Here is a 25,359-nt window from a genome sequence, read left to right on the forward strand (position 1 = left end):
GACTCATTCCCTGTTTTAGACAGCGATAACGAAGACACGCGGGGACCGCTCAGGTTCTCGCAACGGTTCCGCGGCCAGGGGTTGGCGCGAATCCGCAAGAGACTGGCGCAAGTTCAAAAACGCTGACGCGTTCGCTTCGCCACGTTCTGCGGCATCGGGAACCGCACGAAAATTCAAAGGAGATGTAATGGTGTTCCGCTCGAGCGCCGCAGTTTGCGGCGCCCTGGTTGCGCTTGTCGTTTCTGTGACCGTTGCCCGCAGCGAAACAAGTGGGGCTCAATCAAGCGCCGTCGTCGAAGCCGCCTGCGAGGGAGCAATCGTTGGCGCAGCATCCACGTATAATCCATTCAAGCCCGGCAAGGAGGAGGGCGGCCCGAAAACAGCCACCGGCGAGCGTTACGATCCCGAGGTGTGGACAGCTGCGATCAAGACGAGCCTGCGCGGGAAGTTCGGCGGGGTCCAATTCGGCGCGCGACCGAAATATGCGCTGGTCGAAGCTGCCGGCAAGAAGGTCATCGTCAAGATCAACGACGTGGGGCCGCTCAGGCCTGGCCGCATCATCGATCTCAACGAGCGGACGATGCGCCATTTCGATCCGAGCATGGAGCTTGGCGTCATTCCCGACGTCACGGTCAGGCCGCTCTCTGGCGACGATTGGATACCGGGGCCGGTCGGTTGAGCGTTCGTTGATCTGGATCAACGAGGAGATGCCGCGGGATGGCGCGATGCGATTGCGCATTCCCGCTCGCATCGTACCGGAGCCCAACCATGTGGGTCCTGATGTATGTGTTTTCCTATTCGGTCAGTCCCGCCGCAACCAATGACAAGGCGGAATGGCGGCTATTGCCGACCGTAGTGTTCCAGGAATTCACCAGCGAGGAACGGTGCAAGGCGGCGAAGTCGACGCTCGAGGGGAGCTTGAGCCAGGCCGGCGCCAGGTTGAGGAGCGGCCTGGAGGATCTGAAGAGCCTGGGCAAGGCCGATCCCAGCCAGATCATCATTGCCTATAACGTGGAATGTCTGCCGAAATAGATTGGCGACCTCGCCCGCGCGGCCTTGGCGGCGAAGGCCCTTGGGCCACGTCACAATCGTCTCAACTGCGGTTTTGGCACAAACTGCACAGACGCGCCGCGTTATCATAGGTTAACGTTGGGCATGGGCAGCGACCTGATCATACGTGTCCTTGTCGTCGCGGCCGGTGCGTTCACCGTGGCTGCCGCCTCCCTGCTCATTTTCGGCTCTTGATCTATCTCAATTTGACGCACCGCGCCTTGGCGTTTCCTGCGTTCTGCAGGACAGGCGGACGAGGTGCAACGATGCGGCCTTGGGCTTTGCATTCGCTGGTGTGGGGGCTGACGGCGATCGGCTTGATAGCCATCATCTCCATGCTGCTCTGAGGGCGTCGGCGCCCGTGCCGTTGCAGATCCAGGCGCGCCGGCGGATGATGAGGCATGATAGGCAAGCCCATCCTCATCGTTTTCGCCGGTCTTCCTGCCACCGGAAAAACCACGCTTTCACGCGAACTGACGCGGCGGTATGCGGCGAGCTATATCCGCGTCGATGCAATCGAGCAGTCCTTGCGCGCGGCGGGCCATGATGTCGGTCCGATGGGCTACGTCATCGCCAACGCGCTGGCGGCGGAAAACTTGAAGCTCGGTCGCGCGGTCGTCGCTGATAGCGTAAATCCGGTTCTGGCAAGCCGCGAGGGCTGGCGGCAGACGGCACTGCAAGCATCAATACCCATCGCCGAGATCGAAGTGATCTGCAGCGATGTGGCTTTGCACCGGCAGCGGGCGGAGACGCGCAAGTCCGATATTCCCGGCCTCAGGCCGCCGACCTGGCAGGACATCGTCACCAGGCACTACGAACCGTGGGATCGAGACCATCTGGTGCTCGATACCGCCCATGATTCGGTCGATCATCTGCTTGCGCTGGTGGAGATCTATCTTCGCGATGTGATGGAGTGATCGGGTTCCCGCCCGGCGCGACATTTTGTTGGCGGCGAGCTTCGTCATCATCTGTTCAAAATTCGCGGCTAGCCTTTGCCTCGACGATTGGTTCGCCGGATGTACGCGAACTGGATCGCAAGCCTCGGCCCCGCGTGCCGGGGCTTTTTGTTGTCGAGGCTGCTTGAGCGAGGCTATCCGCGCTTTTTGCACGCGTCGCGATGCCGCAGTCCGCGGTTAGTCCATTCGCCAATCCAACTATCGGACAGCACCAGCAGAGTATGGCTCCGCCCGCGGTTCCGTCGGGGATGCACGCAATGGAACCAAAGGCGAGTAGGACATTAGTAACACCTTCTGGTTGAGAGTAGGGATGATCGTTATTCTCGGATTCGTAATTCCCTTCGACCGTACGTCTCGCCGCACGGTTTGAACCGCGCAGCAGAGAGAGGTCGGGCTCTTGGGGAACTCAGGAAGTGCTTTCAGCGCCAAGCAGCGGTGGATGATCGTTGCTGCGATGCTGCTGACGGCTGGGCTTGTTCAGATTCCCGTCGTCCTCAACCCGGATTTGGGTTGGCTGCTCACTGTGGACGAAAAGATCCTGGACGGCCAAAAGCTTGGCATCAACCTGTTCGAGTCCAACCCGCCTCTGTCGGTCTACATGTATATGCCGGCCGTGGTGTTCTCACGCCTATCTGGCATTGCGCCGCAGTTCATCGTGATCGCAATGGTGATGGTCGAAATCGCGGGCGCACTTTTGATCATCGATCGCGCCGCTGCGTCCGCGAGATTGGAGGCCGGAGAGAGAGGCATTTCGGCGTGGTTGTTCGCGTTCCTGCTCGCCGTCCTTCCCGGCGCCGTGTTCGGACAACGTGAACACATCGCCGTCATTGCGCTGACCCCTTTTGTCTTCATCACTGCGCTGCGTTGGCGCGGCCTCTCGCTGGGGCCGGCCGCAATCCTCGCAGGGGTGGGGGCGGGATTGGCGATGGGCATCAAACCGTTCTTTGCCCTGGTGGTGGGCCTTCCGGTCATCCTGCGCGTCGTCCGCCAGCGTTCCCTCAGGCCCTTATTCACGTCTGAAGCATGCATTGCCGCGGCGATCGTCGTCGGCTACGGCGCGCTGGTCGTCGTCCTGTTTCCCGCTTACGTCTCCACTTATGCGCCGATGGTCGCCGAGGCCTATCTCCCGATCCGCAAGGACCTCATCAGCCTGGTTCCTCTTCCGATCGTCGTGATCGCCGCTTCTGTTGCGTACCTGCGCTTCTCGGCGCCCAGCGATTTCAAAATGAGCGGCAACTCCTTGCCGTGGCTGGCCGCATCGGTCGGAGGAGCCGCCAGCTTCATCGTCCAGGGCAAGGCCTGGCCATACACGGCCCTGGCGCTTTGTGTGTTCGCGATTGCGGCGCCGTCGCTCCATCTTCGCACAAGGCCATTGAGGACGCCGACCCTGATCGGCGGCCTCGCCGCCGTCTTGCTCATCGGGCTCTATCTGTCGTCGCCGGCTCCGCGTTTTCCGCCGCTGCAAGGGCGCGTGCAGGCTCTCGCGGACCAGCCGCGGCTGCTGACGATTACAGATCACATCGGTCTGGGACATCCGCTCGTCCGTCAAATCCACGGAACCTGGGTCGGCAGCTCGTGCGCGCAGCTGCTGGGGGCAGGCGCGATCCTGCGCCAGCAGAGCGCGCAACCAAATCCCGCCGAGCAAGCGAAACTGGACGGCATCATCGATTTCGAGCGGCGGCATTTGCTCGCGGACATTCGCACCGGCCGGCCCAACGTCATCCTCGTCGATACTTATCTATTAAGTTCATTCCCGTTCGATTGGCTGGCCTGGGCCAATTCGGATCCCGAGCTGAAGGCGGAGCTCAGCCGCTATCGCGAAGTCGAGGATATCGGCCGCGTCAGGATATTTGTCGATCAGTCGGGATAGGCGCGCTGACCGCGGCATTTCGCGCGGTTGCCTGCCGCATGTCATCGCCGGCTCTCTGCCGACTGCCAGAGGCGCTCGATGAATCCGTCATGTTCCAGCGCCTCGATGAACGATCCGTCAGAGATATCGGTCTCCTTGAGTGAAGCCGCGGCCGGATACTTGGCTGTGAGCACGTTTCGTATGTTCTGCAGATTGCCCAGAAGCGGCTTCGGCACCCTCTGAAACACCGGGACGTGGTACCTGTAGAGCTCCTCGGCAGCGCCTCGGTCGGCGATGCCCAGATAGCGCTGGAGCAAGGGCACGACGAGATCAGGCTGGGTTTTGAACACATGGATCGTGTCGACGAAGCCTCGCATGACGTTCATGACCAGCTCGCGATCGGATGTGATCAGCCTGCGCGTGGTGGCGAATATCGAGGGAGCGCCGAACTCGTAAATCGGAAAGGCATTCCAGCCATGGCGGGACGCTCCGACAAAGCGTTGATCGACAGGAAGTACGCCGGCGTCAATCTCACCTGCCGCGAGTGCGCTGAAGATCCGATCGAACGTGACGAGCGGCAGGTAGGCGGCCGTTACACCTGCTTTCTCGATGGTGATGCGCGTCGCGACGCTGGTTTGACCCGTCTCCGAGAGCACGCCGACTTTTCTCCCGCCCAGTTGACTGAGCGCAGTGATCTCTTTCTGCGTCATCACGAACTGGTTTGGAAACTCCGTGGTCGGGGTCGCCAGGATGACGATATCGCTGCCCTTGAGCACTTCCTCGGCGACGGGGAGGACGCCGGTATGGGCGAACTCGACATCGCCGTGGATCAAACGAGCGGCGGCCTGCGGCCCGCCGATAGCCACCGCCGGCACGCTGACGTCGACATCATATTTCTTGAATATCCCGGATTCCACGCCCAGCCAGGCCGTGCTTTGCCACATTGCAAGCAGGCCGGTAGCGACGCGTGCCGGCTTGTTTGCTTCTTCGGTCCTGGCTGAGCGGACAGGGATGGCGGACGCGGCGGTCGCGCCGGCCACGAACTGGAAAAATGTACGCCGGACGATCTCCATGCGACCTCCGCCAGGGTGGCATCATGCCGGTGTTTTGCCCGACGTGTCAAATGGATTTCGTAAAATCAGCAGTCGTGGCGCTTCGCCGGCCAAGCCATTGATCTGGCTCGCCCGTCTACTGTGTATGGGGTTGTTTTCGCGATTCCGTCGGTGCGGGTCAATCGCCGCTGTTGCGAGCGGCGCGCGATTATCCCGCCTTGGCCGTGCGGTTGTCGGCGCGCAGGTTATGGAAGAACTTCTCCACCTCGCGCGACAGCGTGTCCGCGGTCGCGGTCAGGCTGCTCGCCGCTGACAGGACCGAGGAGGCCGCCGTATCCGTCTCGCCGATGGCGTCGCGGAGCGAGGTGATGTTGGCGACCAGCGTCTCGTTGCCCTGGGCGGCGCTCTGCGCGTTGGAGGAGATCTCGCGCGTGGCCTGGTCCTGCTGGCCGACGGCACCGGCAATCGCCGAGGTGACCTCGTTGATCTCGCGCACCGCGCCGCCGATCTCGCGCACGGCATCGACCGCGTTGCGGGTGGAGGTTTGGATCATCGCGACGTTCTCGCTGATGTCGGCGGTCGCCTTCGCAGTCTGTCCTGCCAGCGCCTTCACTTCGTGTGCGACGACGGCAAAGCCGCGGCCGGCATCGCCGGCGCGCGCAGCTTCGATGGTGGCGTTGAGCGCGAGCAGATTGGTCTGCTCCGCGATGGTTTGAATGAGGGTCAGAACGCCGTCGATGCGCTGCGTGGCGGCGGCAAGGCTCTCGATCTCGGTGATAGACTTCTCGGTGCGCTGGCCGGTCTGCTCGACCGCGCTTGCGCTTTGCCGCACCTGGCGGCCGATCTCCTCGACGGAGGCCGACAGCTCCTCGGCGGCACCTGCGACCGCGGTGACGTTGTGCGAGGCCTGCTGGGTGGCGTTTGCGGCGGTGCCGGCGCGGCTGCTCGCATCCGCGGTGACGCGGGTGATGGTCTGCGCGGTCTCGCGCATGACACTGGCATTGTCGCTGAGCCCGCGCATGATCGCGCCGATCGCTTCGCGGAACGCCTCGACCGATTGCTCGATGTGGCGCGCGCGCTCTTCGCGCATGGCGGAATCCTGCGAGACCTGCGAGGCGAGGTTGCGGTTGCGCCCCATCGCGTCCTGGAACACCTCGATGGCGCGGGCAAGGGCGCCAATCTCGTCGGCGCGGCCGGCGTGCGGCACCACGACATTCTCGGCGCCGTCCGCGACCTGCTTGATCGTCGCGGTGATCGCGGCGAGCGGCCGGGCGATCGAGCGGGCGATGATGATGATGCCGATCACGACCAGCGCCAGCGCCACGCCGCCGAGGCAGGTCAGCACGAAGGACAGCATGCGGTTGGTCTCGGTCTGCTGCGCGATCTGCCTGGCGCGCTCGGCATAGACCTTGGAGAGCGCCTCGAGATCCTTGTTCAGCGCCGAGCGCACGGCGCGGTTGGCGTCGTTATCGCCCCATTCGCGCCCCGCCGCCGCGTTGATCTCGACACCGCGGCGGACCAGCTCCTTGCGGAACTCGACGAACTGCTCGATGCGCTTCTTGAAGGTCGCGAACTGCTCGGCGTCGTCGGCCTTGACGATGCTTTCCCAGCCTTTGACCACGCCCAGGATCTGATCGTTGAACTTCAGCAGCCCGTCGCCGAACTTCTTCACGACCTTCGGCTCGGTCGACATGTAGACGCCGCGCGATTCCATCACGACCGCATAGACCAGCGAGTTGACGCGCTCGACGTTCAGCGCAGCCGCATTCGCCGTCTCGATCGCTGAGGTCAGCTCGGCGCCGCGGCGGCTGTTGTAGTCGGACAGCATCGCAATCGCCGCCGTCAGCAGGGCGAACAGCGCGAAGATCGCATAGAGCTTGGTGGCAAGCGAGAAACGGCCTGCCAGGCCGGCAGCATTCCCAGATCTGTCGATTTGCATGGTGTTCGGGCCCAAATGGCCAGGATCGGCCGGTGTGTGCGGTCGTGTAAAATTGATGCAAAACTATGCAGAATGAAGATGGACGCTGCGTTAACGCGCAAGTCCGGGGCGTGCGCCAAAGGTCTTGGGAAATAAGAGCCATCTCAGTAATTTGGTGCCGTCCTATCGTTCTCGGCAGGTCGGCCCCGGGGAGTGCCTGGAATGCCCCGAACATCGGGCGTGCGCACAAGCCGCCGAGCGCGTATTCCCTGATGCCAGCGCCGCCTTCGGGATCGACCGGGGGTCGGTCACTGGCCGACGAACCCGGAGGGGCCTTTGGTCTATCGCCACACCATCGACGCCACGACCTATGCCTTCGCCGACCTGCGCGACCTCCTGGCCAAGGCGACACCGCCGCGCTCAGGCGACCGGCTGGCCGGGATTGCCGCCGGAAGCGCGGAGCAGATGATCGCCGCGCGGATGGCGCTGGCCGACGTCCCCCTCGGCCAGTTCTTGCAGGAGGCCGTCATTCCCTATGAGGCCGACGAGGTCACCCGCTTGATCATCGACAGCCATGACGCCAGGGCCTTCGCGCCGGTGGCCTCGTTGACCGTCGGCGGATTCCGCGACTGGCTGCTGTCGGACGCCGCCACCCCTGAGATGTTGCGCAAGCTCGCGCCCGGTATCACCCCGGAAATGGCCGCCGCAGTGTCAAAGCTGATGCGTAACCAGGACCTGATCCTGGCGGCACGGAAATGCGAGGTCACGACCGCCTTCCGCAACACCATCGGCCTGAAGGGGCGGATGAGCACGCGGCTGCAGCCCAACCACCCCTTCGACGATGCGAAGGGCATCACCGCCTCGATCCTCGACGGCCTTCTGCTCGGGGCCGGTGACGCCTGCATCGGCATCAATCCGGCCAGCGACGATCCGGCTGTGATTGGCCAATTGCTGCGATTGCTGGACGAGATCGTCGCGCGGCTGAAAATCCCGACGCAAGGATGCGTGCTGACCCATGTCACCACGACGCTGTCGCTGATCGGGCAGGGCGTTCCAGTCGACCTCGTCTTCCAGTCGGTCGCCGGCACCGAGGCCGCCAACCGCAGCTTTGGCATCGACCTCGCGCTGCTGAAGGAGGCGCACGCGGCCGGGCTGTCGCAGAAGCGCGGCACGGTCGGCGACAATGTCATGTATTTCGAGACCGGCCAGGGCTCGGCATTGTCGGCGGGCGCCCATCACGGCGTCGACCAGCAGACCTGCGAGGCGCGCGCCTATGCGGTGGCCCGCGCCTATGCGCCATTGCTGGTCAACAGCGTGGTCGGTTTCATCGGCCCGGAATATCTCTACGACGGCAAGGAGATCATCCGGGCAGGCCTGGAGGATCATTTTTGCGGCAAGCTGCTCGGCCTGCCACTCGGCATCGACATCTGCTACACCAACCATGCCGAGGCGGACCAGGACGACATGGACAATCTCCTGACGCTGCTGGCCGCGGCCGGCGTCACCTTCATCATGGGCGTGCCCGGCGCCGATGACGTCATGCTGAACTACCAGTCCACCTCCTTCCACGACGCGCTCTATGTCCGCGACGTCTTCGGTGTGGCCCGCGCGCCCGAGTTCGACGATTGGCTGGTGCTATCAGGTATTGCCGGGGCCGACTTCAGGCTTGCCGGCGACGCGGGCCTTTTGCCCGATTTTGCCGCGCGGCTGATCGCGTGATGCGGAAAAACCTCGCGAAAACCCCGTCTGCCGCCGTGAACCGGGGAAACCCTTGGCGTGTCTCAGGAATTAGTTTGATGCCACAATATTGAGGAATTCCGGTCGCAGCGTTACGCTATGTTTCTGGAGACCTCGTCAGGATCGTTCGTGGAACGTGGTTGGGGGAAGTTCGATGCGCGCTGAAAGCAACGGAACGAGCCGGCATATTCTCTGCGTCTTTCCGCGTTACACCTCATCCTTCGGCACCTTCGAGCACGCTTATCCGCTAACCGATGGCGTCCGTGCCTTCATGCCGCCGCAGGGTCTGCTGCTGCTCGCGGCCTACCTGCCGAAGGAATGGCAGGTCAAATTCGTCGACGAGAACCTCCGCCGCGCGACCAAGGAGGAGTTCGAATGGGCAGAGGCCGTCTTCGTCAGCGGCATGCACATCCAGCGCCAGCAGATGAACGACATCTGCCGCCGTGCGCATGAATTCGACCTGCCGGTCGCGCTCGGCGGCCCTTCGGTCAGCGCGTGCCCGGACTATTATCCGTCGTTCGACTATCTCCATGTCGGCGAGCTTGGCGATGCCACCAATCAACTGATCGATATTCTGTCGCGCGATACGTCGCGTCCCGACGTCCAGGTGGTGCTGACCACCAAGGATCGCGTGCCGATGACGGAGTTTCCGATCCCGGCCTATGAGCTCGCCGATGTGAAACGGTACTTCCTCGGCAGCATTCAGTATTCCAGCGGCTGTCCGTATGAGTGCGAGTTCTGCGACATCCCCGGCCTCTATGGCCGCAACCCGCGCATCAAGTCGCCGGAGCAGATCATTGCCGAGCTCGACCGCCTGCGTGAATGCGGCATGACCGACACGGTCTACTTCGTCGATGACAACTTCATCGGCAACCGCAAGGCCGCAATGGATCTCTTGCCGCACCTCATCGAATGGCAAAAGAAGACCGGCTATGTGGTGCGGCTTGCCTGCGAGGCAACGCTCAACATCGCCAAGCGCCCCGAGATCCTCAAGAAGATGCGCGAGGCTTATTTCATCACCATCTTCTGCGGCATCGAAACGCCGGACCCGGACGCGCTGAAGGCCATGCACAAGGACCACAACATGATGGTCCCGATCCTCGAGGGCGTGCGCACCATCAATTCCTACGGAATGGAGGTGGTGTCAGGCATCATCATGGGGCTCGACACTGACAAGGCCAATACGTCGGAGGCGCTGCTCGCCTTCGTGGAGGAGTCGCGCATTCCGCTGCTCACCATCAACCTGCTTCAGGCCCTGCCGAAGACGCCGTTGTGGGACCGACTGGAGAGGGAAGGGCGTCTGGTCGACGATGAGGGGCGCGATTCCAACGTCGACTTCCTGCTGCCTTATGACGAAGTTGTCGCGTCCTGGAAGCACGCCATGAGTGTCGCCTACCAGCCGGAGAAGGTTTACGAGCGCTTCCAGTATCAATGCGACGAGGTTTATCCTCATCGCCTCAAGATGCCGGTGCCGGACGAGATGAAGACCTGGGCCAACATCCGCCGCGGCCTCGTCATGCTGCGCAACATCTTCTGGAAGGTCGGCGTGCTCGGCGATTACAGGCGCGTGTTCTGGAAGTTTGCGCTCGGACGCATCAAGCGCGGTGACATGGAGGGCCTGATCGGCTGCACCATGATCGCGCATCATCTCATCACCTTTGCGCGGGCGGCCACCAGCGGCGAGCAGAACGCCTCGAACTATTCGATCAGGTTGCGCGAAGCCTCCGTTCCCGCCGAATGACCGACGAGCCCGTTCCGGCCCGCCCGATCATCGACCTCAAGTCGCTCACGCCGGCGCGCGTCGCGCTCGGGCGCAGCGGCGCGAGCCTGCCGACCAAACCGCTGCTCGCTTTCACACTGGCCCACGCCCGCGCCCGCGATGCCGTGCATGCCGCTTTCGACGCGCCGGGTGTGATTGCCGGGGTGAGGGCGCTCGGCCTCGGCGCCACCGTGGTCAGCAGCCGTGCCACCGATCGCGCCGATTATCTGCGCCGGCCCGATCTTGGACGTCAGCTCGACGCCGGCTCCGCCGCGGCACTGGCGGACCTTGGCATCGCGCCATGCCAGCTTGCGATCGTCATCGGCGACGGCTTGTCGGCCGCCGCGGTCCACGCCCATGCGGTGGCACTGCTGCAAAGCCTGTTAACGCTGCTGGCTGGGGACGACGCTGTCGCGGTCGGCCGCGTTGTCGTCGCCTCAGGCGCGCGGGTCGCGCTCGGTGACGAGATCGGCGCGATTCTCGGCGCCCGCATGGTTGTGATGCTGATCGGCGAGCGGCCGGGGCTGTCAGCGCCCGACAGCCTCGGGGCCTATTTGACCTTCGCGCCGAAGCCCGGCCTGACTGATGCCGAGCGCAACTGCGTGTCCAATATCCACAAGGCCGGGTTGAGCTACGACGCGGCGGCCATCAAGATCGCCTGGCTGGTCCGCGAGGGGCTGGCGCGCCAGGTCACGGGCGTGGCGCTCAAGGACGAAAGCGCCGACCGCGCCCCGCGTCGAATCGGCACGGCTGTGCCAGAATGACGGACATTCCGGCAAAATCGCCGCATCTTGATCGATTCGGAGACCGCCGGCGTGCTTGCGAGAAGGGCGCTTGACCTGCTAAACCGCTGCCGGCGATTTTCCGCGCATTTTCAAAGGGCAAGCCTCCCATTGGTATGGCGTTTTCAAGCCGTTCGCGGGGCGCAATAAGCTCACAGCTAGAGCCGATTTAGGAACTGGACAAGGCATGCTCGAAAAGCACCGCGAGAATGAGGTTCATGTCGACAAGGTCGAGCAGGGGCCTGCGTCCTCCATTGCCTTTGGGCTGGAGCGTATCGGGCTGATCGCGGTCCGGGCGCCGATCGTCTCCTGCATCATCCTGGTCGCGCTGATCGTCGCCGCCGTGTTCGGCATCGAGCGGATCAAGATCGACGATTCGCTGTCGCAGCTGTTCCGCTCCAACACCCGCGAATTCCGGCAGTACGAAGAGGTGACCAAGAAGTTCCCGGCCGAGGAATTCGACGTCCTCGTCGTGGTCGAGGGCCAAAAACTACTGGCGCGGAATAACCTCGAGAAGCTCCGTGATTTCGTCACCGACATGCAACTGGTCGAGGGCACCCGCGGCCTGGTCTCGCTGTTCTCGGCGCGCCAGGCGCCGGCGCCGGGCAAGCTGCCGGCGGCGCTGTTCCCGGCCGAGCTGCCCGAGGGCGCGGCCTATGACCAGTTCATCGAGACTGTCAAAAACAACGAGATCATCCGCGGCAAGCTGTTGTCGGAGGACGGCACGCTGGCGCTGATCGTGCTCTCGCTCGATCCGCAGGTGGTCGCCTCCAGCAAGCTGACCAAGACCGTCGGCGACATCCGCGCGCTGATGAAGGAGGATCTCGGCGACACCGGGCTCAGCGTGCAGCTCTCGGGCGTGCCGGTGATGCAGCTCGAGATCCGCAACGCGGTCGAGCGCGACGGCCTCACCTACAACATCCTCGGCATTCTCGCCGGCTGCATCATCGCCATCATCTTCTTCCGCAAGATCTCGTTCATGGTGGTGGCGGCGTTCCCGCCGATGATCGCGATTCTGATCGCGCTTGGCGCGCTCGGCTGGGCCAATTTCAATCTCAACATGTTCCTGAACGTGATGACGCCGCTCATCATGGTGATCTCGTTTTCGGACTCGATGCAGCTGACTTTCGCCGCGCGCGACCGGCTGATCGCGGGCCAGGACAAGTTCACCGCGTTCAGGAACGCGGTGCTGGTGGTGGGGCCCGCCTGCGTGCTGACGCACGGCACCGCTGGCATTTCCTTCATCGCGCTGCAGTTCTCGGACTCCGACCTGATCCGCAAGTTCGGCGAGGCGGGCTTGGCTGCCACCATCATCGCGCTCATCACGGTGCTGTCGCTGGTGCCCGTGTTCGGCGTGCTGTTCGTGCGCAACGAGAAGATCTTTGCGGTCAAGTTCCAGAGCGCGGATGCCGGCGTGCAGGCGCTGCGCAATTTCTGCTACTGGATCGCGGTGCGCATGGTCGGCCGGCCCGGCCTGTTCAGCCTGATCGCGCTGCTGTTCGTCGCCAGCCTCGGCGTCATCTACGCCAATCTGCAGCCGCGCTACCGGCTCGCCGACCAGGTGCCGGACAAGCGCCAGGCGGTCGCCGCAAGCAACCGGCTCGATGCCAAGCTGACGGGCGCCAACCCGGTCAACGTGTTGATCACGTTCCCCAAGGGTGAATCGCTCTACTCGCCGGAGACATTGCAAACCATCGCCGACGTGCATGCGACCGTCGAGAAGGCCGCCGGCGTCGGCAACGTCTGGTCGCTGGAAACGCTGCGCCGGTGGCTCGCCGAAAAGGCCGGGAGCGACGACGTCGCGACCCTCAAGGAATATGTGGGTGTCATCCCCGAACATCTGGTGCGGCGCTTCATCGACGCCGAGCAGGATGCGGTGGTCGTGGCCGGCCGCGTGCCGGACAAGGACTCCAGCCAGCTTCTGCCGATCGTCGACAAGCTCGATACCGAGCTCGACGCCGTCCGCAAGAAGCATCCCGGCTACGAAGTCGCCGTCACCGGTCTTGCCGCCATCGCCGCACGCAACTCGGCCGGCATGATCGAGAAGCTGAATCGCGGTCTCACCGTCGAATTCGCGCTGGTTGCGATCTTCATAGGCCTTGCCTTCCGCTCCTGGGTCGTGATGTTCGCCTGCATCCTGCCGGGCATCTTCCCGGTGGTGATGTCGGGAACGGTGCTGTGGGCGATGGGCGAAGGGCTGCAATTCGCCAGCGTCGTCGCGCTCACCGTCTCGTTCGGCCTCGGCCTGTCCGCAACCATCCACTTCCTCAACCGCCTGAGGCTCGAGAGTAAACCCGGCGTCGGTTCGGCGCTCGCGGTCGAGCGCGCGACCGTGCTGGTCGGCCCGGCGCTGATCCTGACCACGGTGGTGCTGGCCTGCGGCCTCGTCGTCACCGTGTTCTCGGACCTGCCGTCGCTGCGGCTGTTCGGCTGGCTCAGCGCCTTCTCGATGGTGGCGGCGCTGGTCGCCGACCTCTTCATCCTGCGGCCGACGGCGATGTGGCTGATCAACCTCCACGCCAGGCTTCACGGCACGGACAAGCCGGCGATCTGAGCGGGGTCATCACGCGGCCACCGAATCGCAGCACGCTGGCTGCGGTTCGGAGGTTTCATGCGCGATATCAGGCACGACGGCGCGATCACGGCGTTTCAGCAGAAGCGGGGCGGCGATGCGGCCGCCTTCTTCGTGCCGTTCCTTAGCCCCGGTATGAGGCTGCTCGACATCGGCTGCGGCCCGGGAACGATCACGGCCGCGCTTGCGGAGAGCGTGGGCACGGCGATCGGCGTTGATATCAATCCGAACGCGATCGCGTCAGCCCGGCAGCTTGCCGCGCATGCGGGCCTGACCAATCTGTCCTTTGTCGAAGCCGACATGACCGCGCTTCCGTTCGAGGACGGTGCGTTCGACGCGATATTCTGTCATGCGGTGCTCTACCATCAGAGCCAGGCGATGTTGGCGAAAACGCTGGCCGAAGCGCGACGTGTGCTGAGGCCGGGTGGCCTGCTGGGCACGCGTGACGCCGATGTTGGCGGCAACATTCTCCATCCTGAGGTTGACGGCGTGCGCCTCGCGCTCGATCTCTGGCAGCGCTGGTACGAGCACGACGATCCCGAGGCACTTCGCTTCGGCCGCCGACAGAGCGCCGTTCTTCGCGCGCACGGCTTCACGCCGGTCTGGGCCGGCGCGAGCTATGTCAACCACAGCGCCGATGCTGCAAGCCGCACTGAAGCCGTCGCGGATGCGCGGCAGAGCCTGCTCGGTCTCGGGCCGCAGCTTGTAGGCAAGTCGCTCGCGACCGCCGACGAGATTGAGACCGCGCTTGCCGGCTGGGACGCCTGGGGCTGCGATCCCGACGCGGTTTATTTCAGATGCCGGTGCGAATGCATCGCGCGCAAGCCGTGATCCGCGGCCTTACGCCTCGACGTGGACGATCCCGTACGGGTCGAACTTGAAATCGTCCTCGGCGTAGTGCGATCCGCGCGAAAGTGCGAGGTTGCGCGCACGCAGAATTGCATCGACGCCGTCCGCGGCCATGTCATCGGCGATCTCGTCCATGAGCCTGGCCGCATCGCGGTCGCTGCCGCGCGACTTCGCGACGTAGATCTCCGGCAGCCCGACGAAATGGTAGCCGACGCTTTCATAATAGACGTCGCCGCCGAGTGGACGCTTGGCGAAGGCGAGGCGGCAGACCCGGCTCATCGCTGCCGTGACGGCGAGGCCCTGGTTTGTTTTCGCCGCCGCCTTGCACTCGGAGGCCAGCTGCATCCACCGTTTGAGACCATGCGCGACGCCGGCGCTCTCGCCTTTGGCGGCGGTGGCTCCCGCCTCGATCATCGCCTCGACGATGCGCAAGGCTGCGGCGGAATAGGCGACCGTCTTCTCCCGCTCCATCGGCGGGCTCAGCACGTAGAGAACCGATTTGTGGTTGGCGACAGCGGCCTCATCGGCGGCGGACCAGGCATTGGGAAAGGTGCGGTCCCAGCACACACCGAATGATCGCTCCATGTGCGGATCGGGTTTTGCTTGCGAATAGGTGCGGTCGATCTCGAAGCCGAAATCGGCGATCATCGTTGCGACGGCTTTCGGCGGATGAAGCAGACCGTCGTCCTTGCCGAGGAAACAGAGCACGTGGCGCGGCTTCACTGACGACGGCTGCATGTCCTTGCCTTGCTGGATTGACTGATCATCACTGGCCCACGCGGGAACGGCGGCGAGGAGTCCGATGGCCTTGAGCAGGTGTCTGCGAAACGGGTTCATGTCAGCGAAAAGCCCCCGGCTCGCGAAAACCGGGGGCTCGGTCCTTTTCAAGCGGAGACTGGCAATCAGCCCTTCGTCATCGTGATATTGACACCGCGGATCTCGCCCTTGGACGAGATCTGCACCGTCTGCTTGGTGCCGTTGGTGCGCAGCGTCAGGTTGGCGGCAAAACCGTTGGCCTCGACGAACACTTCGATCTGGCCACCGCCGGCGGTGCCCTGCAGATTGCCGAAGATGTTGCGGCTGGCCTCGCTCCAATTGCCGGAGATGCGGTCACCCTGGCTCGTCACGTCGCTGGTGAGGTCGAACTTGTAGCTGTCGGAGGCGCAGTGCAGCGCCTGCTTGAGGCTGAGGCCGGTGCCGGCGACCTTGTAGTCCGCCTTGCAGCGGATGCGCTCGGTCGAGCCGTCGGACAGCGACACCGTGCCGGTGCCGGTCCACGCGCCGTCGAAACCGGCGAACGGGCCGGACGACTGAGCGTGGCTTGCCGCAACCGAGAAGAGCAGCGCCGCACCGATGCCGGCTGCCTTGAGTGCCAGTTCAGATCGCCCAAAGAATTTCATCATCAATATCCCGTTTTGGAACCACGCCTGCTTCATCGCAAGCCGTCTCGCCACATCGAAAGTTTAGTGTTGTGAGCCTGTGTCAGGTTCAAGCTTCTGTGCCGGATAAGCCTAGTCGCCCGCGATGTCAGGCGCGCGAAGCGGCCTTGCCTAAGGTCCGGCCCCGATTTCCCTCTGTTTCCATATGTTTCCGGCCCAAATGGCCGGTCGGACAGATGCAGCGCTGCAACAGGTATGCAGTAAAACACCACGTGCCAGAATTATGACGTAGTATCAAGCCCTTACATCTGCCAATGAAGACCGAGGGAAGACCTGATTTGGTGAACGCGGCGCCAATTTGGCCGCATTTACCAGTGCTTGTGCCTTCTCCGGTGCCGCACTCTCCGTGGCAACTTGCCAACAGAACAATCCGTTCCCGTCGGCCCTGTGCTGCCCGGGATTGGTGCGATTCTGCCGTCAGAATGAAGGAATACAATGCGTAAGCTTCTCGTCGCTCTCACCGTGCTGTCGGCAACCCTGTCCACGGCTGCGTTCGCCCAGCAGGGGCGTGGCACGGATGCCGAGCAGAAGGCCTGCACGCGCGATGTGCAGAAGTTCTGCCGTCCGGTTATCGACCAGGGCGATTTCACCATCCTGGCCTGCCTCAAGGAGAACCGGTCCAAGATCTCGCAGGCCTGCGACCAGGTCCTGAAGGACCACAACCAATAAGCTCGGCCACTGGCCCACAAAGGCGGCCCTGGGCCGCCTTTTTCAGGCCGGATCCGCAGAGGGCTGCCATCGCGCGACAGGATTGGTTTTGCGGCCGTATTCCCCTATATGGGGGCCGCGGCGGCGTCGCCGGCATGAGCCCGCGCGAACGCAAAAGCCCCTTCTGTCCAAACGATTGTTGATCAGCCCTCGATGACCTCTGCGAGCGAATTGCGATCCGGCAAGGGTGACCGCGACGAGAATTTTCCCGTCGCGTCCTGGATCATTCATCCGCGTCATCGCGCCCTGATCCTGGCCTATTACAATTTCGTCCGGACCGCCGACGACATCGCTGATCACGCCACCCTGCAGGCGGACGAGAAGCTGCGTTATCTCGACCTGCTCGAGGCGGAACTGCTCGGCAAGGGCGAGACCCAGGCCGAGGCCGTCACCTTGCGGCGCGCGCTCGCCGAGCGCGGCATGGCGCCGCGCCACGCGCTCGACGTGCTGATCGCGTTCCGCATGGACGTAACCAAGCTGCGCTACGAGACCTGGGACGAGGTCATCCACTATTGCCGTTATTCGGCGATGCCGGTCGGCCGCTTCATGCTCGACGTCCATGGCGAAAGCACCTCGACCTGGGCGGCGTCGGATGCGCTGTGTGCGGGCCTCCAGATCAACAACCACCTCCAGGATTGCGGCAAGGATTATCGCGAGCTCAATCGCGTCTATCTGCCGCGCGATGCGCTCGCCGCAAGCGGCGCCTCGGTCGAGCAGCTCGGCCTGGCGCAGTCGCCGCCGGCGATGCTGGCCTGCCTGCAGTCGCTCGCGGTGCGCAACGAAGCGCTGCTGGGCGAGGGCAGGTCGCTGAGCGCCGAGATCCGGGATGTCCGCCTCGGCGTCGACGTCGCGGTGATCCAGGCTTATGCGGACCGTATCGTGCGCCTCTTGAAAGTGCGCGATCCCCTGCGCGAGCGCGTGCACCTGAACAAGTTCGAACTGCTCACCTTCAGCCTTGCCGGCATCGCCGGTGAACTCGGCCGCCGTGCGATCGGCCGCAAAACCATCACCAATCCGGGGACTGCCCATGACGCTTGAGGCGACCGCGCCCAGCGCCAATTATGGCTCGTCCGCATCGAACAGCTCCTTCTACGCTGCGATGCGGATCCTGCCGCGCGACCAGCGCGAGGCGATGTTCCAGATCTACAGCTTCTGCCGCCAGGTCGACGACATCGCCGATTCCGACGGTTCGCGCGACCAGCGGTTGGCCGCGCTGCAGGAATGGCGCAACGACATCGATGCGCTCTACCAGGGCAATCCGCCGCCGCGGCTGAAGGACTACGTCGCCTCGGTGAAGACTTTTGGGCTCAAGCGGGAAGATTTCCTGGCCATCGTCGACGGCATGGAGATGGACGTGCCGCAGGACATTCGCGCGCCGGACATGGCGACGCTGGATCTCTACTGCGATCGTGTCGCCAGCGCCGTGGGACGGCTGTCGGTGCGGGTGTTCGGCCTGCCGGAAGAGGACGGCATCCTGCTGGCGTATCACCTCGGCCGTGCGCTCCAGCTCACCAACATCCTGCGCGACATCGACGAGGACGCGGGCCTTGGCCGGCTCTATCTGCCGCGCGAAGCGCTGCTGCATGCCGGCATCACCTCCAACGATCCGAACCGCGTGATCGCCGAGCGCGCGCTGCCGAAGGTCTGCCTGCCCCTGACGCAGCGTGCGAAAGCGCATTTCGAGAAGTCGGACGAGATCATGAGCCGCAACAAGCGTCGCGCGGTGCGCGCGCCGCGGATCATGTCGAAGTACTACCATTCCATCCTGGACCTCCTGATCGCGCGCGGCTTCAACGCACCGCGCGAGCCCGTGCGTGTGTCGAAGGTCACACGCATTTTGATCCTGCTCCGCTACGCTTTCATCTGATGCAAAACACAGCTCACATCATCGGCGCTGGAATTTCCGGCCTCTCCGCCGCTGTGCGGCTCGCCAATGCCGGCTACAAGGTCGCCGTGCACGAGGCGACGCACCAGGCCGGCGGCCGCTGCCGCTCCTATTTCGACGGCGCCACCAATCTCACCATCGACAACGGCAATCATCTGCTGCTGTCCGGCAACAGCCACGCGCGCGCCTATGCACGCTCGATCGGCACCGAGGCGGGCCTGGTCGGGCCTGAAAGCGCGCAGTTTCCCTTCGTCGACATCAAGACCGGGCAGCGCTGGCAGATCGATCTCGGCACCGGCCGGTTGCCGACCTGGGTGCTTGATGAGGGCCGCCGGGTCCCAGATACGAGTCTCACCGATTATCTCAAGCTGGCGCCGCTGATCTGGGCATCGGAACAGACGCTGGTCGGAAAATCCATTCCTTGCGAAGGCACGCTCTATCATCGCCTGGTGCAGCCGCTGCTGCTAGCGGCGCTCAATGTCGATCCGCCCGAAGGCTCGGCCGGGCTTGCCGGCGCGATCGTGCGCGAGACGCTGCTGGCGGGCGGGCAGGCCTGTCGTCCGCTGATCGCGCGCGATGGGCTCAGCGCCGTGCTGATCGAGCCCGCCGTGAAATTCCTTCAGGACCGGGGACACACGGTTCAACTCGGCCATGAGCTGCGCTCCTTCGTCAACAGCGACGGCAAGGTCAGCGCGCTGAATTTCGGCGGCGAGGACGTGATCCAGCTCAGCGAAGGCGACGTGATCGTGATGGCGGTGCCGCCGCGTGCCGCGACGAGCCTGCTGCCGGGGCTGACCGCGCCGACTGAATTCCGCGCCATCGTGAATGCGCATTTCCGCTTCGAGCCGCCGCCGGGATCGGCGCCGATCCTCGGCGTGATCGGCGGCGTCGTGGAATGGCTGTTCGCCTTCCCGAACCGGCTCTCCGTCACCATCAGCAATGGCGACCGCCTGGTCGACATGCCGCGCGAGGAACTGGCCCAGACGATCTGGAACGACGTCTGCGCGGCCGGTGGGGTCTCCGGCGAGCTGCCCCCGTGGCAGATCGTGCGCGAGCGCCGTGCCACATTCGCGGCAACGCCGGCCCAGAATGCCCTGCGTCCGGGGCCGGTCACGTCGCTGAAAAACCTGTTTCTCGCCGGTGACTGGACTGCTACGGGATTGCCTGCAACGATCGAGGGATCGGTCCGGTCGGGTGATCGCGCCGCCGATCTGGTGCTGGCCGCAAAGCGGGCCTGACGGGCAATGTCCCGGTCACTTTCAAATCGACGCCAGGAGCAATCGAGCGACATGGATTCCGTGAACGCGACCAGCCGCGAAGCTTTGGAATCGAGCATTGCGTCGGCCACGCAGGGCGTGATCGGCTTCCAGCAAGCCGATGGCCATTGGGTCTTCGAGCTCGAGGCCGACTGCACCATTCCGGCCGAATACATCCTGCTGCGTCATTATCTCGCCGAGCCGGTCGACACCGCGCTCGAGGCCAAGATCGCCAACTATCTGCGCCGCGTCCAGGGCGCCCATGGCGGCTGGCCGCTGGTGCATGATGGCGAGTTCGACATGAGCGCCAGCGTGAAGGCGTACTTCGCGCTGAAGATGATCGGCGATTCCGTGGACAGCCCGCACATGGTGCGCGCGCGGCAGGCGATCCACGCCCGTGGCGGTGCGATCAACAGCAACGTCTTCACCCGCTTCCTGCTCGCGACCTTCGGCGTCGTGACCTGGCGCGCGGTGCCGGTGTTGCCGATCGAGATCATGCTGCTGCCGTTCTGGTCGCCATTCCATCTCAACAAGATCTCCTATTGGGCGCGCACCACCATGGTGCCGCTGATGGTGATCGCGGCGCTGAAGCCGCGGGCGAGGAATCCTAAAGGCGTCGGCATCGACGAGCTGTTCCTGCAGGATCCGCGCTCGATCGGCATGACCGCGAAGGCGCCGCACCAGAGCATGGCCTGGTTCCTGCTATTCCGTTCGCTGGATGCGATCTTGCGCGTGATCGAGCCGCTGTTTCCGAAGAGCCTGCGCAAGCGCGCGATCGATGCGGCGCTTGCCTTCACCGAAGAGCGGCTCAATGGCGAGGACGGCATGGGCGCGATCTATCCGCCCATGGCCAACATCGTCATGATGTACGACGCGCTCGGCAAGGACGAGAACTTCCCGCCGCGCGCGATCACGCGCCGGGGCATCGACAAGCTGCTCGTGTTCAACGGCGACGAGGCCTACTGCCAGCCCTGCGTCTCGCCGGTGTGGGATACGACGCTGACGGCGCATGCGCTGCTGGAAGCCGGCGGCGACAAGGCGGTGCCTGCGGCCAAGCAGGGCCTCGACTGGCTGATCCCCAAACAAGAGCTCGAGGTGAAGGGCGACTGGGCGGCGAAGCGGCCGGATGTGCGTCCAGGCGGCTGGGCCTTCCAGTACAACAATGCCCATTACCCCGATCTCGACGACACCGCCGTGGTGGTGATGTCGATGGACCGGATGCGCCGGGAGCATGGTGCCACCGGCTATGACGCCGCGATCGACCGCGGCCGGGAGTGGATCGAGGGCATGCAGAGCGACGACGGCGGCTGGGCCGCCTTCGACGTCAACAACCTCGAATATTACCTGAACAACATCCCGTTCTCGGACCACGGCGCGCTGCTCGATCCCCCGACCGAGGACGTCACGGCGCGCTGCATTTCGATGCTGGCGCAGCTCGGCGAGACCGAAGCTAAAAGCAAGCACGTCGCCGCCGGCGTCGCCTACTTACGCAAGACCCAGCACCCCGAGGGGTCCTGGTACGGGCGCTGGGGCATGAACTTCATCTACGGAACCTGGTCGGTGCTGTGTGCCCTCAACATGGCCGGTGTCCGCCACGACGACCCCATGATGCGCAAGGCCGCCGCCTGGCTGGCCTCGATCCAGAACAAGGACGGCGGCTGGGGCGAGGACGCCGTCAGCTACCGGCTGGACTACCGGGGCTGGGAACCCGCCCCCTCGACCGCCTCGCAAACGGCATGGGCCTTGCTTGCCCTGATGGCTGCTGGCGAGGTTGATCACCCGGCCGTCGCCCGCGGGGTGGAGTACCTGATTGCAACACAAAACGAAAAAGGACTGTGGGACGAGCAGCGGTACACCGCCACAGGCTTCCCCCGCGTGTTCTATCTGCGATATCATGGTTACCCAAAGTTCTTCCCGCTGTGGGCGCTGGCGCGGTATCGGAACTTGCGGAACACCAACAGCAGGGTGGTAGGGGTCGGGATGTGACTTTGGGGACGGGGGACTATTTTACTGCGGGCAATGCCATTGATCCGCGGCCGATCTTGATCGTGACCGGACTTGTCCAGGAGGCCCGCATTGCCGCCGGCCCCGGCATGGCGGTCATTTGCTCGTCCAGCAGCCCGACACAATTGCGCGCGCTCCTGACGGTGGTGGACCCCGAGACGATTCGCGGCGTGATCTCGTTCGGCGTCGCCGGCGGGCTCGATCCGAGCTTGCGCTCCGGCGACGTCGTGGTGGCGACCGAGGTACTCTCCGGCGATGCCCGCTGGGGGGCCGGGCTGTCGCTCAGCGACGACCTCATCGACAAGCTGACCTCCGGCCGCCGCCGGGTCGTGCGCGGCAGCCTCGCCGGTGCCGAGGAAGTGGTCACGGGTTCATCCTGCAAGGCGGCGCTGCATTCGGAAACCGGCGCCTCCGCCGTCGACATGGAAAGCCACATCGCCGCCGCCTACGCCGCCGAGGCCGGCCTGCCGTTCGCCGCAGTCCGCGTCATCAGCGACCCCGCCCACCGCGCGCTGCCGGCGCTCGCCCGCGCCGCCATCAAGCCCAACGGCCAGATCGACCTCGCCGCCGTCCTGCGCGGCATCGTCCGCAACCCGGCCACGCTCCACGCCCTGGTCTCCACCGGCCTCGACTTCAACCGCGCGCTGCGGTCCTTGCGCGGCTGCCGCGATTTCCTGATCGGCACGGAGCTGGTGGACAGCGAAGCGCTGGTGGCGGAGACGATCTGAGCTTTTCAGCCCGGCAAAACAACAGGCCCGGTCGCGATGCGATCGGGCCTTTTTGTTTTGGTGCAGTCGTCGCAATGGAGCGACTTGTCCGCCACCAGCGGGACTCCCTAGGATGGGCTGAGCCCTTGCGAAGCCCATCTCTTCCCGCTCTCCGTAGTCGCGGCCATCACCTGACTGATCGCGAGCTTAGTCGGCTGGATAGTTGCGAACTTCGAAACAAGCGGATGGATTTCGCGAAGGGATCAATCCACCTACGGGACTGACGTGTTTTGCAATTTCATGAGGTCCCACGAATGGGCGATCATCCCATTTTTGATGCTTTAGCGAGCTGGCCAGGCCGGGTTCCGACCCAGCGTGCCTTCGAGGCACGTGGCTTCCTGATTCCGGCTGCCTGGCAGAACAGGATGATCGAGTTCTGCGGAGCGAGCCAGGCGGAATTGCTCAATCGTTATTGGGATGAGGTAGCGATGGAGACGATGCGATCCGTCGGAAAGGTGCAATCGGACCTCAGGAGATTCCTCATTGAGCCGCGATATCGCTCTGCCTTTCTGGATGATCTGTTTGCCCGAAAGGATTTCGTCGACCCGGCTGTTCCGAATGGACCTCTCATCAAAGGTTTGCTCGATCATTTCAAAAGAGCATGGAGCGATCAGGAGTTTCGAGACAAAGACATCGCCTTTCGAAGAGAGTTACAGAAGCGCGAGTGCGCACGTCTGGGAATCCAGACGACAGGATGGACCGGAAAGAAGCGGGGCATCATTCCTTTTATTGATGAGTTCTGCGTTGCACTCGCATTCAAGCGCCGCCGTAACCGTTGGCATAAGAGGCTGGATTGTGGCCTTGTCTTCGAGGTTGGCCTGGATCTCGGCGGCGACCCCCAGCGGGTGGGAGCCCCTCTGGTTTTTCGGATACTCCATGAAAGTGATTCAGAATGTGTTTTCGAAATGGGAGGGAATGAAGCGTTTGATCGGCTCATTTACGGAAGCCGATTGTATTGGGCATCTGTTGATCCCGACGAATGTATTCTCGGAATCCGGGCTTACATTGAGCTATTCGACGTTATCGCTGCATCGTTTGGTGCTTCTCAGAAGCCTAGTTCGTAGAATGAGCTGAGCCCTTGCGAAATCCATCTCGTCCCCGACTACCGTGACAGTGCTGGACTGCACCCCTGGAGTGAATCACGATAATTACAGTGACGGTGCCGGGGCTGTCGCTCAGATTATCAGCCCGCGGCAATCACGAAGTATCTGGTTCAGCACGAAATGAAGACCGCGGCGTCGAGACTTCGTGCCTCGCGGAAAGCGACCAGCTGGTGCCGCTTTCGAAACTGCCAGCATGGCATAGTGCCACTGTTTTGCCCGACGGGTCAAATGATATTCGTAAAATACGAAATTTGGTCGGTCTTAATCGCGGCCGGCTGACGGCGCCGCTGGTTACGAAAACGGACCCGCGCCGCAGCTGCGGCGATCCTTGCCGGTTTGATGCCGATTTGCTCGACGCTGCAATGACCTAACCAGGTAGAGCCGATGCCAGCGAGCGATCGCGCTTCTACTGTGCATGGGGTTGTTTTTCATTTTGTGGGAGAGTGAGCAAAAGAAAAGGCCCGGTCGCGATGGCGACCGGGCCTTTTTTCGTTCGCGCGTGCTCGCGCGACTTACGCCGCCGTCGAAGCCTTCCGTGCCGCCTTCGCCGTGGCGGCGTCGGCCTCGTCCTTGCGGATCTCGGAGAGCTTCTTCTGGACCTGCTCGGAGAAGATGTACTGCGCCGGGCGCTGCTTCGACATGTCGATCTCCGGCGCCATCGGGCCGGTGGTCCTGATGCCGCGCAGCGACACCCACATCGCCTTGATCGGGTTGTTCAGCGCTGCGGTCGCCGCCGTCGGCTCGTAGCCGCAATGGGCCATACAGTCGGCGCACTTCTCGTACTTGCCGGTGCCGTAGGTCTCCCAGTCGGTGGTGTCCATCAGCTCCTTGAAGGTTTTGGCGTAGCCTTCACCGAGCAGATAGCAGGGCTTCTGCCAACCGAAGATGTTGCGCGCGGGCATGCCCCAGGGCGTGCACTCATATTCCTGGTTGCCGGCGAGGAAGTCGAGGAACAGGCCGGAGTGCATGAAGTTCCACTTCTTGCCCTTGCCCATCGCAAAGACGTCGCGGAACAGCTTCTTGGTCTTGGTGCGGTTGAGGAAGTGCTCCTGGTCCGGCGCGCGCTCATAGGCGTAGCCGGGCGACATCGAGACGCCGACGCCGAGCTCGACGGTGAGGTCGAGGAACTTCGCGATCTCCTCGGCCGGATGGCCGTCGAAGATGGTGGCGTTGACGTTGACGGTGAAGCCGCGCGCCTTGGCCGCCTTGATCGCAGACACCGCGCGGTCGAACACGCCCTGCTGCGACACCGCCTTGTCGTGGTGGTCGCGCAGGCCGTCCAGATGCACGGAGAAGAACAGGTAGGGCGAGGGCTCGAACAGGTCGAGCTTCTTCTCGAGCAGCAGCGCGTTGGTGCAGAGCGAGACGAACTTCTTGCGCGCGACGAGGCCGCGCACGATCTCGCCGATCTCCTTGTGGATCAGCGGCTCGCCGCCGGGAATAGCCACCATCGGCGCGCCGCACTCGTCGGCCGCGTCCCAGCACTCCTGGGCGGTCATGCGGCGGTTGAGGATCGCATCCGGATAGTCGATCTTGCCGCAGCCGACGCAGGCGAGGTTGCAGCGGAACAGCGGCTCGAGCATCAGCACGAGCGGATAGCGTTTGCGGCCAAGCAGTTTCTGCTTGAGCAAATAGCCGCCGATACGCATTTCCTTGAAGAAGGGGATTGCCAT

At 63.7% G+C, this 25,359-nt stretch carries 22 protein-coding genes; 17 read left to right on the forward strand and 5 right to left on the reverse strand.

Annotated features, from left to right (window positions below):
• Window positions 1-187 precede the first annotated feature (187 nt).
• The 4 genes from L6639_RS22410 (at window position 188) to L6639_RS22425 (ending at window position 3,876) form a co-directional block, all read left to right on the forward strand.
• On the forward strand, window positions 188-679 hold the full coding sequence (locus L6639_RS22410) for a septal ring lytic transglycosylase RlpA family protein (protein WP_237863794.1): 492 nt from the start codon (window positions 188-190) through the stop codon (window positions 677-679).
• Window positions 680-768: 89 nt separating this feature from the next.
• Window positions 769-1,032, forward strand: a complete 264-nt coding sequence (locus L6639_RS22415; RefSeq protein WP_237863795.1) for a hypothetical protein — start codon at window positions 769-771, stop codon at window positions 1,030-1,032.
• 419 nt (window positions 1,033-1,451) lie between these two features.
• The gene (locus L6639_RS22420; protein WP_237863796.1) at window positions 1,452-1,967 is read left to right on the forward strand and encodes a P-loop nucleotide/nucleoside kinase family protein; all 516 of its coding nucleotides are present in this window, start codon (window positions 1,452-1,454) and stop codon (window positions 1,965-1,967) included.
• Window positions 1,968-2,445: 478 nt separating this feature from the next.
• Complete coding sequence (locus tag L6639_RS22425; protein WP_237863797.1) at window positions 2,446-3,876, forward strand: hypothetical protein; 1,431 nt, start codon at window positions 2,446-2,448, stop codon at window positions 3,874-3,876.
• A gap of 41 nt (window positions 3,877-3,917) precedes the next feature.
• Here the strand turns inward: L6639_RS22425 and L6639_RS22430 are convergent, their stop codons facing one another.
• On the reverse strand, window positions 3,918-4,928 hold the full coding sequence (locus L6639_RS22430; RefSeq protein WP_237863798.1) for an ABC transporter substrate-binding protein: 1,011 nt from the start codon (window positions 4,926-4,928) through the stop codon (window positions 3,918-3,920).
• 187 nt (window positions 4,929-5,115) lie between these two features.
• Window positions 5,116-6,846, reverse strand: coding sequence for a methyl-accepting chemotaxis protein (locus L6639_RS22435; protein ID WP_237863799.1), 1,731 nt, complete (start codon window positions 6,844-6,846; stop codon window positions 5,116-5,118).
• 315 nt (window positions 6,847-7,161) lie between these two features.
• Between L6639_RS22435 and L6639_RS22440 the strand changes: the two genes are divergently transcribed.
• The 5 genes from L6639_RS22440 (at window position 7,162) to L6639_RS22460 (ending at window position 14,506) form a co-directional block, all read left to right on the forward strand.
• On the forward strand, window positions 7,162-8,544 hold the full coding sequence (locus L6639_RS22440; protein ID WP_237863800.1) for an ethanolamine ammonia-lyase subunit EutB: 1,383 nt from the start codon (window positions 7,162-7,164) through the stop codon (window positions 8,542-8,544).
• Window positions 8,545-8,716: 172 nt separating this feature from the next.
• Window positions 8,717-10,303 carry a B12-binding domain-containing radical SAM protein gene (locus L6639_RS22445; protein WP_237863801.1) on the forward strand — a complete coding sequence of 529 codons (1,587 nt, stop codon included), beginning with the start codon at window positions 8,717-8,719 and terminating at the stop codon, window positions 10,301-10,303.
• Window positions 10,300-11,085 (forward strand): ethanolamine ammonia-lyase subunit EutC, encoded by a 786-nt coding sequence (eutC, locus tag L6639_RS22450; RefSeq protein WP_237863802.1) that lies wholly within the window; start codon window positions 10,300-10,302, stop codon window positions 11,083-11,085. The genes L6639_RS22445 and eutC overlap by 4 nt, the downstream gene beginning before the upstream one ends.
• 205 nt (window positions 11,086-11,290) lie before the next feature.
• Window positions 11,291-13,657: an efflux RND transporter permease subunit gene (locus tag L6639_RS22455; protein ID WP_237863803.1), complete on the forward strand. Its 2,367-nt coding sequence runs from the start codon at window positions 11,291-11,293 to the stop codon at window positions 13,655-13,657.
• 57 nt (window positions 13,658-13,714) lie between these two features.
• Window positions 13,715-14,506 carry a class I SAM-dependent methyltransferase gene (locus L6639_RS22460; protein ID WP_237863804.1) on the forward strand — a complete coding sequence of 264 codons (792 nt, stop codon included), beginning with the start codon at window positions 13,715-13,717 and terminating at the stop codon, window positions 14,504-14,506.
• A gap of 9 nt (window positions 14,507-14,515) precedes the next feature.
• Here L6639_RS22460 and L6639_RS22465 read toward each other — a convergent pair whose 3' ends face one another.
• Entirely contained in the window at window positions 14,516-15,361 is an 846-nt protein-coding gene (locus L6639_RS22465; protein ID WP_237863805.1) for a hypothetical protein, read from the reverse strand.
• Window positions 15,362-15,426: 65 nt separating this feature from the next.
• The gene (locus L6639_RS22470; RefSeq protein ID WP_237863806.1) at window positions 15,427-15,924 is read right to left on the reverse strand and encodes a hypothetical protein; all 498 of its coding nucleotides are present in this window, start codon (window positions 15,922-15,924) and stop codon (window positions 15,427-15,429) included.
• A gap of 474 nt (window positions 15,925-16,398) precedes the next feature.
• On the opposite strand from L6639_RS22470, the gene L6639_RS22475 reads away from it, so the two are divergent.
• The 8 genes from L6639_RS22475 (at window position 16,399) to L6639_RS22510 (ending at window position 24,057) form a co-directional block, all read left to right on the forward strand.
• The gene (locus L6639_RS22475; RefSeq protein ID WP_237863807.1) at window positions 16,399-16,632 is read left to right on the forward strand and encodes a hypothetical protein; all 234 of its coding nucleotides are present in this window, start codon (window positions 16,399-16,401) and stop codon (window positions 16,630-16,632) included.
• A 192-nt stretch (window positions 16,633-16,824) separates the two neighbouring features.
• Window positions 16,825-17,709 (forward strand): squalene synthase HpnC, encoded by an 885-nt coding sequence (gene hpnC, locus L6639_RS22480; protein WP_237863808.1) that lies wholly within the window; start codon window positions 16,825-16,827, stop codon window positions 17,707-17,709.
• Complete coding sequence (hpnD, locus tag L6639_RS22485) at window positions 17,699-18,538, forward strand: presqualene diphosphate synthase HpnD (RefSeq protein ID WP_237863809.1); 840 nt, start codon at window positions 17,699-17,701, stop codon at window positions 18,536-18,538. Before hpnC ends, hpnD begins: the two co-directional genes overlap by 11 nt.
• Entirely contained in the window at window positions 18,538-19,794 is a 1,257-nt protein-coding gene (gene hpnE / locus L6639_RS22490) for a hydroxysqualene dehydroxylase HpnE (RefSeq protein ID WP_237863810.1), read from the forward strand. The genes hpnD and hpnE overlap by 1 nt, the downstream gene beginning before the upstream one ends.
• 51 nt (window positions 19,795-19,845) lie before the next feature.
• Window positions 19,846-21,798, forward strand: a complete 1,953-nt coding sequence (gene shc / locus L6639_RS22495) for a squalene--hopene cyclase (protein WP_237863811.1) — start codon at window positions 19,846-19,848, stop codon at window positions 21,796-21,798.
• Complete coding sequence (locus L6639_RS22500; protein WP_237863812.1) at window positions 21,795-22,544, forward strand: phosphorylase; 750 nt, start codon at window positions 21,795-21,797, stop codon at window positions 22,542-22,544. Before shc ends, L6639_RS22500 begins: the two co-directional genes overlap by 4 nt.
• Window positions 22,545-22,837: 293 nt before the next feature.
• On the forward strand, window positions 22,838-23,647 hold the full coding sequence (locus tag L6639_RS22505) for a hypothetical protein (protein ID WP_237863813.1): 810 nt from the start codon (window positions 22,838-22,840) through the stop codon (window positions 23,645-23,647).
• An 89-nt stretch (window positions 23,648-23,736) separates the two neighbouring features.
• Complete coding sequence (locus L6639_RS22510; protein ID WP_237863814.1) at window positions 23,737-24,057, forward strand: hypothetical protein; 321 nt, start codon at window positions 23,737-23,739, stop codon at window positions 24,055-24,057.
• A 141-nt stretch (window positions 24,058-24,198) separates the two neighbouring features.
• Here the strand turns inward: L6639_RS22510 and hpnH are convergent, their stop codons facing one another.
• Window positions 24,199-25,359: an adenosyl-hopene transferase HpnH gene (hpnH, locus tag L6639_RS22515; protein WP_237863815.1), complete on the reverse strand. Its 1,161-nt coding sequence runs from the start codon at window positions 25,357-25,359 to the stop codon at window positions 24,199-24,201.

The sequence above is a fragment of the Bradyrhizobium zhengyangense genome (assembly GCF_022012555.1).
GTDB lineage: Bacteria > Pseudomonadota > Alphaproteobacteria > Rhizobiales > Xanthobacteraceae > Bradyrhizobium > Bradyrhizobium zhengyangense.

Coding starts and splice junctions, on each gene's coding strand:
- L6639_RS22410 (WP_237863794.1), top strand. CDS start 188: ATGGTGTTCCGCTCGAGCGCCGCAGTTTGCGGCGCCCTGGTTGCGCTT.
- L6639_RS22415 (WP_237863795.1), top strand. CDS start 769: ATGTGGGTCCTGATGTATGTGTTTTCCTATTCGGTCAGTCCCGCCGCA.
- L6639_RS22420 (WP_237863796.1), top strand. CDS start 1,452: ATGATAGGCAAGCCCATCCTCATCGTTTTCGCCGGTCTTCCTGCCACC.
- L6639_RS22425 (WP_237863797.1), top strand. CDS start 2,446: ATGATCGTTGCTGCGATGCTGCTGACGGCTGGGCTTGTTCAGATTCCC.
- L6639_RS22430 (WP_237863798.1), bottom strand. CDS start 4,928: ATGGAGATCGTCCGGCGTACATTTTTCCAGTTCGTGGCCGGCGCGACC.
- L6639_RS22435 (WP_237863799.1), bottom strand. CDS start 6,846: ATGCAAATCGACAGATCTGGGAATGCTGCCGGCCTGGCAGGCCGTTTC.
- L6639_RS22445 (WP_237863801.1), top strand. CDS start 8,717: ATGCGCGCTGAAAGCAACGGAACGAGCCGGCATATTCTCTGCGTCTTT.
- eutC (WP_237863802.1), top strand. CDS start 10,300: ATGACCGACGAGCCCGTTCCGGCCCGCCCGATCATCGACCTCAAGTCG.
- L6639_RS22455 (WP_237863803.1), top strand. CDS start 11,291: ATGCTCGAAAAGCACCGCGAGAATGAGGTTCATGTCGACAAGGTCGAG.
- L6639_RS22460 (WP_237863804.1), top strand. CDS start 13,715: ATGCGCGATATCAGGCACGACGGCGCGATCACGGCGTTTCAGCAGAAG.
- L6639_RS22465 (WP_237863805.1), bottom strand. CDS start 15,361: ATGAACCCGTTTCGCAGACACCTGCTCAAGGCCATCGGACTCCTCGCC.
- L6639_RS22470 (WP_237863806.1), bottom strand. CDS start 15,924: ATGAAATTCTTTGGGCGATCTGAACTGGCACTCAAGGCAGCCGGCATC.
- L6639_RS22475 (WP_237863807.1), top strand. CDS start 16,399: ATGCGTAAGCTTCTCGTCGCTCTCACCGTGCTGTCGGCAACCCTGTCC.
- hpnC (WP_237863808.1), top strand. CDS start 16,825: ATGACCTCTGCGAGCGAATTGCGATCCGGCAAGGGTGACCGCGACGAG.
- hpnD (WP_237863809.1), top strand. CDS start 17,699: ATGACGCTTGAGGCGACCGCGCCCAGCGCCAATTATGGCTCGTCCGCA.
- hpnE (WP_237863810.1), top strand. CDS start 18,538: ATGCAAAACACAGCTCACATCATCGGCGCTGGAATTTCCGGCCTCTCC.
- shc (WP_237863811.1), top strand. CDS start 19,846: ATGGATTCCGTGAACGCGACCAGCCGCGAAGCTTTGGAATCGAGCATT.
- L6639_RS22505 (WP_237863813.1), top strand. CDS start 22,838: ATGGGCGATCATCCCATTTTTGATGCTTTAGCGAGCTGGCCAGGCCGG.
- hpnH (WP_237863815.1), bottom strand. CDS start 25,359: ATGGCAATCCCCTTCTTCAAGGAAATGCGTATCGGCGGCTATTTGCTC.